This is a genomic window from Burkholderia sp. BCC1998, from assembly GCF_905339875.1.
In the GTDB taxonomy this organism is placed as follows: domain Bacteria; phylum Pseudomonadota; class Gammaproteobacteria; order Burkholderiales; family Burkholderiaceae; genus Burkholderia.
Genome location: NZ_CAJPHE010000086.1, coordinates 1 through 740 on the forward strand (window position 1 = coordinate 1; position 740 = coordinate 740).

Here is a 740-nt window from a genome sequence, read left to right on the forward strand (position 1 = left end):
GGCAGGTGTGGCGTGCAGTTGCAGCCGCTGGTCGACGCACTCCGCCAGGCCATCCTGCTACAGGGTGTGCTGCATGCGGACGAGACGCCCGTGCAGATGCTCAACCCTGGCAAGGGCAAGACACACCGGGCGTACCTGTGGGCGTATACGCCGACTCAGTTCAGCGAACTGCGCGCAGTGGTCTACGACTTCGCCGAGAGCCGCGCCGGTGCGCACGCTCGCACGTTCCTGAAGGGCTGGCACGGCAAGCTGGTGTGCGATGACTACAGCGGGTACAAGGCCTCGTTCCAGCACGGCATTACCGAGATCGGATGCGCGGCCCATGCCCGACGCAAGTTCTTTGAATTGCATGCCAATCACAGCAGCCAGATTGCCGAGCAGGCCCTGTCGTTCTTTACCGCGCTCTACGACATCGAACGCGAGGCTGCGGCACTGGATGCCGACGAACGGCAGCGGCTTCGCCAGCGCCGGGCCAAGCCGGTGTGCGACGCCCTTTATGAATGGCTGATGGCGCAGCGCAAACTCGTTGCCGAGGGCTCGGCGATTGCGAAAGCGCTGGACTACAGCCTGAAACGTTGGGATGCACTCACGCGCTATCTCGATGACGGGAACGTGCCAATCGACAACAACTGGGTCGAAAACCAGATCCGTCCGTGGGCAGTCGGACGGTCCAACTGGCTGTTCGCAGGATCGTTGCGCGCGGGGCAGCGCGCGGCTGCCATCATGAGCTTGATCCGCTC

The 740-nt window shown here is 63.5% G+C and carries 1 protein-coding gene; it reads left to right on the forward strand.

Features of this window, described 5'->3' with window-relative positions:
- The coding region (gene tnpC / locus U5A56_RS36890) for an IS66 family transposase (RefSeq protein ID WP_321927402.1) at nt 1-740 on the forward strand (740 nt) is incomplete at both ends.